Source organism: Photorhabdus cinerea (assembly GCF_011189575.1).
Lineage (GTDB): Bacteria > Pseudomonadota > Gammaproteobacteria > Enterobacterales > Enterobacteriaceae > Photorhabdus > Photorhabdus cinerea.
In genome coordinates this window covers 1-8,133 of sequence record NZ_PUJW01000052.1, presented here as the reverse complement: position 1 = coordinate 8,133, position 8,133 = coordinate 1, and the positions used below count along the sequence as shown (strand labels likewise).

Here is an 8,133-nt window from a genome sequence, read left to right as displayed (position 1 = left end):
AAAAGTGAGTTATATAAATCTCCGTTCTCTTTTACTATTTCAAGCAACTGATTTTTATCTTCGAAAAGATTGATAATATCATTTGCGATACATTTCATATAATTCTGATGTTCTGCTGTTAGTTCCATTTTTATTCTCTTATAATTAACTCACCACAGCCCACTATAAATGAGCTGGAATTAGTTAATTGACAATATTCTGTTCTATTAGAGTTAACTCATCCCTATTTTTGATAACAAATAGCTTTCCTTTAAAATCAGTTATTCTTTCATCACCCCAGTACGGTATAATTAACTTTTCACAAAACAAGCCGCTATCTAATGCATCTTGGGCTTTTGCATAATATGAGTAGCAGCCCGCTAATGAATTATCTGTTCGAGAAACTTGGTCCGCTGTGCGATATTTAATAATCACGCGCTTTGATTTGACTATTTCCATAATTAACCCCTCGCTGTAATATCTTTGTCGTTTTTACTGACTGAATAAAGCCAAGTGCTGGGTAAGCAACAATTATCAAAGCTGGGTGTTGGCTCTTGTTGTTCTTCGTTGCCTTTAAGTTGAGTGACTAAACTGGCTATTACGTTTGCGCTATCGTTTTCAAGCTTGCGATTGAGAGTTAATACTTGACGCGGCTCGGTTTCTACGCCAAAAGCTTTATCGATAACATTCTCAAGAGCTTTTATTTCAGACTTGCGAATGTGTTCTTCCAAACGATTGCGAGTAATTAAGTTGCCACGTTCATGATAGCGACGCATCTTTGAACTCAAACGACCACTAGTCGGCAAGATAGTGATATTTTTCATTTTATTACCCTCATCAGTAAGTTTTGATGGTGTTGTGATCGCTGTGTTGTGGCTCTATCACAGTTGCGCCTTCCACAGTCCTGATACAGCCTCATCTGTGAATGAGTTGACTGATTACTTTTAGGCTCAGTCACAACACCTCAAAACTCACTTGGGTATAGACTCTCCACACGGGCGGAGCATTCATTGTAGGTACTGCTTTAACTTGATTCTTTTGGTGCTTCTTATCGAATCATCCAGTTCTTCTTACGCCACTGGCGGCTACTTCGTGGGCGTCCTGCCTGTTCGATGTGATTTAATTTAAGATAACTTAACAGAAATGTCAATATTGAATTTAAAGTAACTTAAATTTTCTAGTAAAGATTTTTTGAATTATTCTTGGGTTTACTTCAGGAAAGGAGGGTCAATAAGAGTCAAAACCCTCATTTGAGGGCTCTGATTTTTGATTTGATATCACTTAGATGCATTATGGTAGTCGTATTATTCTTGCATCCACAACTACGCCGATAATTTTACAGTTCCCTTTAATTGGTATCATTCTGTATTGTGGATTGAGAGGCTTTAGATAATAATTTCCAGCATCAACAATGTATTGCTTAAATGTTGCTTCATTTTCACGCTCCAGCTTGGCGACAACCAATTTACCATTAACTGGCGCCACTTCTGGATCTACTAAAATCATCATCCCTTCTGGGATGCTTAATCCAGATGGTGACGTCATTGAATCCCCTTTCACTTCCAGCCAAAAGGAATCACTAGAGCAACTGACGGTAGTTTCATACCAGTCATCAATAGCTCTTCTATGGTAAGGCTCCACCGCTTCACTCCAATTTCCAGCACAAACCCAGCTAATTAGCGGATACTCACCTCTTGCCTTATTAAACCTGAGAAATGAAACATTCGAATTGTCATTCTCGCCTTTAAGAATATGCTCGGGCGAGAATCCTAAAGCAGACGCTAGTGCCAATAGATTATCTCCTTTTGGCTCTGTGTCTTCTTTTTCCCATTGAGAAATAGCAACGTGCGAGACGCCAACATGCTTGCCGAGCTCCCTCTGGGTGAACTTAAGCTCTTTTCTGCGCAATCTAATGCGCTCACCAATCGTTGTTTTCATAGTTAAGGTATCTTAAATCCTCTTGACTTAAGATTCCTTTAGTTGAATAATTAAAGACATCTTAAATGGAGGTTGTAAACATGTTCAAAGATGACGCAGTTAAATTTTTTGGCAGCCAAAGAGCCGTCGCTGAGAAGCTGAACGTATCAGACGCAGCGGTTTCTCAATGGAGGGAAGTCATTCCCGAACGAGCGGCCTTAAAACTAAACCGTATAACCAACGGAAAACTCAAATATAGCCCTAGCCTATATAACAAAGTCGCATAGCAGTACCGCATTTCACAATGAATGCCCCGCCCGTGTGGGGAGTCCCTATCAATCAACCCCCTTGTTGGTAGGCTAAATCAACTGAACCTCTTAAAGAGGGGCAGTTAAAGCTGACCCGAAATTATCAGGGTAGCCTGATCTCCTATTTAAATCACCATCATCTATCTCAGGATAGACGATATCTATCGTTTATTTATTAAACAAACATTAACCAAATTTAACTTTAGGACATTTTACGAATGAAACACGCAAGTTACCGCAAATTATTCAGAGATAAGGAAAGTGAATTGCTTAACAAGATCGCGCTGACAGGTTCACGGAATGTAGCCAGGATAATTGATTTTCATGAATCACAAATCACGCGCTGGCAGCGTCCGCAAAAACTGGATGACATTAGCTTCATTGCGAAAATGGCTCGCGTTTTGGTTGCCATTGAATATGACGCGCCAGACACAAACGTAGTGATAAATCGGGAGGATGCGAAGGCATTAATAGAAGCACTTGAGTATATCCGATACCCAAAAAGAAAAACCTCGAAGGCGGCTACCGACGAGGTCTTAGAAATGCAACTTGAGATGGGAATTTAGCGGTTCCCGAACAACATTTCAACGAGGTTAATTATACATGAAAACGAAATTTAATCACAGCGCTGTGCATAAAACTTTGGTGAAAGATCCAACCAAGGAATAAGAAAATGAGCATGATTCTGATGGCTAAGGCCATGCAAATAAAAGTGGGAAGTACGGCAAGAAAGATGGTACTGCTCAAGTTAGCTGATAACGCCAATGACAAAGGAGAATGCTTTCCTTCCTATCAGCACATAGCTGATCAGTGCGAGATGACTCGAACAACAGCTATTAACCATATTAATGTCCTGTGTGAGATGGGGCTGGTAAGAAAAATATACAGAAGCGGGGAAAAGGGGAATTCTTCAAACATTTATAGGTTAAATCTTGATGGTGTAAAAATTATACCCCCTAGTGTAAAAACTACACCAGAGGTGGTTAAAAAATTACACCACCTTAGTGAAGAAATTACACCACCTAGTGTAACCGTTACACCACCCCCTAGTGTAAAAATTACACCCAGAACCAGTCACTCTTTTGAACCAGTCAATGAACCTATTAAAACAATAGCGAAAGTCGCTAAAGCTCCTCGTGTGGAAAATAAATATGCGTTCAAGGGAGAGGTTATAAAACTGAATCAAAAGAACTATGACAACTGGAAAAAGATTTTCCCTCACATCGATCTGGATACTCAACTGCAACGGCTGGATATCGAGTTTCAAGCCGAAAAGCCCAAAAACTGGTTTGTGACTGCTAGTCATAAGCTGAATTATCAGAACAGCCAGCAAGCTGATCGCTATCAACACCGTGTTGGTACTCGTATTACTCAGCCAATACGTTCTGAACAATTCATTTCGGAGAATTTCTAATGAACATAGCTGAAACGCTGGCTCGTTTTCGCCGGATGATGCCAGAGCATATCAAGCCCAAATTCACGAATGCTGAGGAACTAATGGAGTGGCATCGTAAGCAGGGTGAGATTGATTCAAAACGCATTGCCGAAGAGAATCGGGTGAACCGCTTAAACAGAATCATGGGGCGTTCTGGCATCAGTCCATTGCACCAGAATTGCACGTTTGAAAATTACATCGCCGATACAATTGAGCAGCAAAAGGTTCTCGCAAAAGCCAGGAGTTATGCAGAAAATTTTGGTCACTCATTTGGTGGATTTATTTTCAGTGGCAATCCTGGTACTGGGAAGAACCATTTGGCCGCTGCCATCGGAAATCATCTCATCAAAAACGGTAAGAGCATACTGATTGCTACTTTGCCGGATTTAATGATGCGTGTACGTGAAACTTATCAACGGGACGCGAAAATTAGTGAATCTGCCTTGGTTGATGATTTGTGTGATGTTGATTTGCTGGTGCTCGATGATGTTGGAGTGCAGAGAAAAAATCTGAATGAGGACCTGATAATTTTTCAGGTGGTTGATCGGCGTCTGGCAAACAAAAAACCGGTTGGTGTGTTAACCAACTTACCACAGCAACAGCTTGCTGACGTGTTGGGTGAGCGGGTGATTGACCGCCTGAGAATGGGATCGCCGATTGCTATCGGATTCACGTGGGATAGCTATCGTCGGCAAGTTAAGTAATTACACAGGAAGGATTTTTAATATGAACTGGATTAAATGCAGTGAAATGTTACCCGAATTAAAAGATGATTCAGTTTTAGTATGGTTTTCTGATATTAATTCTATGGATATGGTTCATATAGAAGATTATTTCAAAGATATAACTGCCGGTTTTGATGATGAAGGAAATCAACTTTATACAAAATGGTATATCACTAAAAAAGTTACTCACTGGATGCCACTGCCACAGCCACCGGGGGAAGTATGAAAGAAAAACTTAAGCCGTGCCCGTTCTGTGGTGGAGAAGCTGCCAAATTATGTACTTCATGGAAATTGGTAATTGTGTTTTGTACTACATGTAAAAACCAGACTGCGAGATGTTTATCGCAATCTGATGCTATTCAAGCTTGGAATAAGAGAGTAAATGAAGGGGGATAAATGGAAGCTGATTTTTGTTTTCACGAATCGAATAAATCTCAGGCGTGGGAAATATTGAAAGAAACCCTTCAAACGAAACAGCCGCACCGCATTATTATTAAGCCGTGGAAAAATAAACGCTCATTATCTCAAAATGCCACGGCCCATTTGTGGTTTGGTGAGATAAGTCGTTATCTATGTGCTAACGGTGCCAAATATTCATCAGAAGAAGTTAAAGAAATGTTGAAGCATACATTCCTAGGCTATGAAGTTATCGAGATAATGGATGTCACTACGCAGCTTACAGAGCGTGTCAGGACGCTTAAGCGGACATCAAAACTCGATACAGGGGATATGTTCCAGTTCATGGAAAGAGTTGAACAATGGGCGGCTAGTATTGGTTGTTTCGTGACTATCCCGGATAACAGCGAATATATGAAATTAAAACAGGAGCAAGATAAATGATAGCAGGTAATAAACACTGGTGTAACTTTTGTGGTAAATCACAAGATGAAGTTAATCATTTAGTCTCAGGAATGAATAACAGTGATATTTGTAATGAGTGTATTATCCAATGCGTTAATGTATTAATAAACAGAAAGTCGGATGAAATAAATGAGTCAACAAACATCACAGACTCAAAGAGTCATCAATAATCTGATATATAAAGTCCCCTCGAATAACAAATCAAAACCAGTTCCCACAGAATCCGAAGTTGAAACGTTTGACTACGTTTATGAGCTTCTGCGTGCTAAGTGGGACAGACGGAGAAATAGAAATGAAACTAGAAAAAGGCAAGGTTTACGTAGTTGCAATAGATTACTACATGAAACACGACAGGGCTGAATATCACTCAACCCGATATCGGGATTCCGATAACGAGCCACTACATGACATGATAATCAGAATGATAGACGGTGATTTAGAGGTTGGTCTATTCACCACGCCTGAAATTATAGGATTATCTGAAATTCAAGAAATCTAGGAGCTGGAATAATGAAAAAGCCGGTGAGGAGAAAGTGTAAAATATGTTGCGAATGGTTTATGCCAAAATACCATAATATATGGTGGTGTAGCCCGGATCACGGTACAGAATTAGCAATTAAGAAGCGGAATAGAGACAGGGAAAAAGCAGAGCAGGCACTTAAAAAGAAACGTCAGCAAGAATTAGCAGAGAAGAAAGATAAACTCAAAGCACGCAAGTTAGCAGTAAAGCCCCGCAGTTATTTTATTCAGCAAGCCCAATGTTCAGTTAATGCATATGTTCGTTATCGAGATAAAGATAAGCCGTGTATTTCATGCGGCACTACAGAATCATCACAATGGGACGCAGGGCACTATAGAACGACATCAGCAGCGCCGCAATTACGCTTTGATATAAGACAAATACATAAACAATGTATTGTCTGCAATCGGCATCACTCGGGGAACCTGGTTCCATATCGGATTGAGCTTATTGATCGCATTGGTATTGAGGCTGTTGAAGATATCGAGAGTAATCATGGTCGTCATAGATGGACTATCGAAGAGTGCAAAGCGATTAAAGCCGAGTTTGATGAAAAATTGAAGAAGCTCAGGAGCGTAAGCAATGACAATCTTCACTGATATTGAAGCAGCGATAGAAGATGCTCGGTTTAGGCATGGAGTGACAAGGAAAAGTTTTATTGTTCTGCAATGTGAACATGCTCGATTGAGAGTCATTCAGGATCGGAGAGTCAGGGGCAAAAAACACTCAGTCATGTTTTCAACTAAGTATGACAAATGTCATTCAGTTCTCCGGGGGTAATTGATGAGGCACAATGAATCATTCTCATTATTGGCCTATATTGCCAATAATAAAGATCTTTGCCGAGCATGGGGAAAAGGCTGGAAAACAATAACTCCAAATCAGCGCGTTTGGGTTCGTTACATGCTGATGATATGGGGTAAGCAGCACAGCGGAAGAGAAGAACCTAGTAGTGAATGCAGTGTTATTGGTCGTCTTATGATTCGTACTGAATGGAGTGACGCAGAAGGCCAGCGGATCATTAAGGTAGTGAAAGACTTGCATAAGTTTGGATATCGTGGAGAAGAGCTATTTAAGAAAGCTAAAGATATTCTTTCACCCAAGCAATCATTAAGCGACATCATTACTCTCGCCAAAGAATCAGATGATGCCGCTTTTATTGAGAAAGTATTAAATAAAACTTTCAAAAAGGGTAATCCCGTTCGGGATATTGCAATTAAACGATACTGTGAGCGCAAAAACCCGCAAAAGATTGCTCGTGAGCTTTCTTATCTGACTGGGTGTGACATTCAATATGCAAGAAAGAGAGTTGTATGGTGTGAAGAGCTATTGGAATCAGAAATGTATTACGCTATTAAGCGAGAAATGGAGGGCTGATTTTTATGAATTACGATTATCGCAAAAATATTTTTAAATTAATTGATTGCTGAGAAATTAAGTAGTATGTTTTCGGGTATGCTCGGGAGCAAGAAGCGAAAGAGCCTCATCAATAAAGACACATCGAATTTGCATTGTTACTTTTGGCGATTTAACGATAGCCGATATGGGAATTCCCATAACGGAACAAATTCAATTGATTACGGAGGCTGCGCATGGCGTGGCCTTTTTTGTATTAAAGGCCACCGATGTAAATATTTTCACCGAGGCAAGAGAGCAGAAATATTCGATTTAACTGGGATCATCTTATGCATAAGAATATTTGTAGTGCAATTAGGACAAAAGTTTTCCCAAAAACGCCCTTTGGTCGTCGGTATGTTTTTACCTGTTGGTTGAAGTATCGATATTTCTCTTTTCTGGAAACAGTGTGCGCAAAGATAGTGCGTTTTGATATCAGAATCTGGAAGCGCCTTCAATCGGTATACCGTCGAACCGGCATCAGTGGTATAGATTTCATAATCCTTGGACTGCAAAGCAAACATCTTGATTTGGGCATTTTCCTCAGTAAGCTTCATTGTGATTTGCTTCTCAGCAAGGTAAAGGCTGGAGAGCTCTGCATGAGCCATTTGTAATTCGCTAATTTTTTCTCTGAGTTCGCCAATGGCATTAGTGATAGTAATTTCATCACGTGCATCTTTTATTACTTTTAACAATTCGAAAGCTTGCTTTGTCGCTGTAATAGCAGCGGCTGCTTCTGTAATCATATTAGTCTCGCATTATTGTAGGGGTGAGTTAATATTAGCCGATTTCTTGTTGTAGGGGTATAGCAGGAAACACGCGCCGGGCGTGAAATACCCGGCAACACTTCAAGGGCTGCGATCTGACGTGGCCTTTTTTGTATGTATGTCATAGTAATTTTTCATTAAAGGTGGTAATCATGCTGGTTCGTAATCAGGAATCTATGGAGAAAGGCATGTCAATTACTTATTCTGATATTCGCTCTCAACACAA

At 40.1% G+C, this 8,133-nt stretch carries 17 protein-coding genes; 13 read left to right on the top strand and 4 right to left on the bottom strand.

The genetic code is table 11. The features are described from left to right. Positions 1-183 precede the first annotated feature (183 nt). From C5469_RS21680 to C5469_RS21670, 3 genes are all read right to left on the bottom strand, one after another. Complete coding sequence (locus C5469_RS21680) at positions 184-438, bottom strand: hypothetical protein (RefSeq protein ID WP_166310669.1); 255 nt, start codon at positions 436-438, stop codon at positions 184-186. A gap of 2 nt (positions 439-440) precedes the next feature. Next, positions 441-803, bottom strand: a complete 363-nt coding sequence (locus C5469_RS21675; protein ID WP_166310667.1) for a transcriptional antitermination N peptide — start codon at positions 801-803, stop codon at positions 441-443. 466 nt (positions 804-1,269) lie between these two features. Next, on the bottom strand, positions 1,270-1,917 hold the full coding sequence (locus tag C5469_RS21670; RefSeq protein WP_166310665.1) for a LexA family protein: 648 nt from the start codon (positions 1,915-1,917) through the stop codon (positions 1,270-1,272). Between the two features lie 80 nt (positions 1,918-1,997). Here C5469_RS21670 and C5469_RS21665 point away from each other — a divergent pair, with 80 nt between their 5' ends. The 13 genes from C5469_RS21665 to C5469_RS21605 all read left to right on the top strand — a co-directional run bounded on the left by C5469_RS21665 (position 1,998) and on the right by C5469_RS21605 (position 7,122). Then, positions 1,998-2,183 (top strand): Cro/CI family transcriptional regulator, encoded by a 186-nt coding sequence (locus C5469_RS21665; protein WP_166310663.1) that lies wholly within the window; start codon positions 1,998-2,000, stop codon positions 2,181-2,183. A 239-nt stretch (positions 2,184-2,422) separates the two neighbouring features. Beyond that, positions 2,423-2,770 (top strand): CII family transcriptional regulator, encoded by a 348-nt coding sequence (locus tag C5469_RS21660; protein ID WP_166310661.1) that lies wholly within the window; start codon positions 2,423-2,425, stop codon positions 2,768-2,770. Between the two features lie 107 nt (positions 2,771-2,877). Next, entirely contained in the window at positions 2,878-3,618 is a 741-nt protein-coding gene (locus C5469_RS21655; RefSeq protein ID WP_166310659.1) for a helix-turn-helix domain-containing protein, read from the top strand. Continuing rightward, entirely contained in the window at positions 3,618-4,343 is a 726-nt protein-coding gene (locus C5469_RS21650) for an ATP-binding protein (RefSeq protein WP_166310657.1), read from the top strand. Before C5469_RS21655 ends, C5469_RS21650 begins: the two co-directional genes overlap by 1 nt. A gap of 22 nt (positions 4,344-4,365) precedes the next feature. After that, the gene (locus C5469_RS21645) at positions 4,366-4,590 is read left to right on the top strand and encodes a DUF551 domain-containing protein (RefSeq protein ID WP_166310655.1); all 225 of its coding nucleotides are present in this window, start codon (positions 4,366-4,368) and stop codon (positions 4,588-4,590) included. Then, entirely contained in the window at positions 4,587-4,760 is a 174-nt protein-coding gene (locus C5469_RS24605; protein WP_166310653.1) for a Lar family restriction alleviation protein, read from the top strand. Before C5469_RS21645 ends, C5469_RS24605 begins: the two co-directional genes overlap by 4 nt. Continuing rightward, positions 4,761-5,204: a YbcN family protein gene (locus tag C5469_RS21635; RefSeq protein WP_166310651.1), complete on the top strand. Its 444-nt coding sequence runs from the start codon at positions 4,761-4,763 to the stop codon at positions 5,202-5,204. It abuts the gene before it with no gap. Next, positions 5,201-5,395: a ClpX C4-type zinc finger protein gene (locus C5469_RS24600; RefSeq protein WP_166310649.1), complete on the top strand. Its 195-nt coding sequence runs from the start codon at positions 5,201-5,203 to the stop codon at positions 5,393-5,395. Before C5469_RS21635 ends, C5469_RS24600 begins: the two co-directional genes overlap by 4 nt. Further along, positions 5,355-5,585: a NinE family protein gene (locus C5469_RS21625; protein WP_166310647.1), complete on the top strand. Its 231-nt coding sequence runs from the start codon at positions 5,355-5,357 to the stop codon at positions 5,583-5,585. The genes C5469_RS24600 and C5469_RS21625 overlap by 41 nt, the downstream gene beginning before the upstream one ends. After that, positions 5,488-5,724 carry a hypothetical protein gene (locus C5469_RS21620; protein ID WP_166310637.1) on the top strand — a complete coding sequence of 79 codons (237 nt, stop codon included), beginning with the start codon at positions 5,488-5,490 and terminating at the stop codon, positions 5,722-5,724. The genes C5469_RS21625 and C5469_RS21620 overlap by 98 nt, the downstream gene beginning before the upstream one ends. Before the next feature lie 11 nt (positions 5,725-5,735). Next, a complete protein-coding gene (locus C5469_RS21615) occupies positions 5,736-6,344 on the top strand; it encodes a recombination protein NinG (RefSeq protein WP_166310645.1) in 609 nt (202 codons plus the stop codon). Beyond that, entirely contained in the window at positions 6,328-6,525 is a 198-nt protein-coding gene (locus C5469_RS21610; RefSeq protein WP_166310643.1) for a hypothetical protein, read from the top strand. Before C5469_RS21615 ends, C5469_RS21610 begins: the two co-directional genes overlap by 17 nt. Positions 6,526-6,528: 3 nt before the next feature. Next, the gene (locus C5469_RS21605) at positions 6,529-7,122 is read left to right on the top strand and encodes a hypothetical protein (protein WP_166310641.1); all 594 of its coding nucleotides are present in this window, start codon (positions 6,529-6,531) and stop codon (positions 7,120-7,122) included. Positions 7,123-7,382: 260 nt separating this feature from the next. On the opposite strand, the gene C5469_RS21600 is transcribed toward C5469_RS21605, so the two are convergent. Then, positions 7,383-7,886, bottom strand: coding sequence for a hypothetical protein (locus C5469_RS21600; protein WP_166310639.1), 504 nt, complete (start codon positions 7,884-7,886; stop codon positions 7,383-7,385). Positions 7,887-8,133: the final 247 nt, after the last annotated feature.